The organism is Micromonospora sp. DT227 (assembly GCF_049841835.1).
Taxonomy (GTDB): domain Bacteria; phylum Actinomycetota; class Actinomycetes; order Mycobacteriales; family Micromonosporaceae; genus Micromonospora.
Genome location: NZ_JBNCLA010000100.1, coordinates 1 through 233, shown reverse-complemented (window position 1 = coordinate 233; position 233 = coordinate 1). Strand labels below are relative to the sequence as shown.

1 protein-coding gene is annotated in these 233 nt (G+C 67.8%); it reads right to left on the bottom strand.

The features are described from left to right. Positions 1 to 233, bottom strand: a 233-nt coding sequence (locus ACLQ2W_RS34070; protein ID WP_425792034.1) for a beta-ketoacyl synthase N-terminal-like domain-containing protein, incomplete at both ends; no start/stop codon positions are given.

Genomic DNA, 233 nt, shown 5'->3' with positions numbered 1-233 from the left:
CACGCCGTATCCACCGACACCGCCGGACCCTCCAGACCCAGCGCGTACGCCACCCGCCCCGACATCACACTCGCCGCGTTACCGGTCAGCAGATGCCCCTCACTACCGGTCTGCGCATCGCTAATCATCGAGACGTAGTCCTGCCCGGTGGTACCCACATACACGCCGGTGTCCGAGCCGCGTAGCCCCGACGGGTCGATCCCCGCCCGCTCCAACGCCTCCCAGGAAACCTC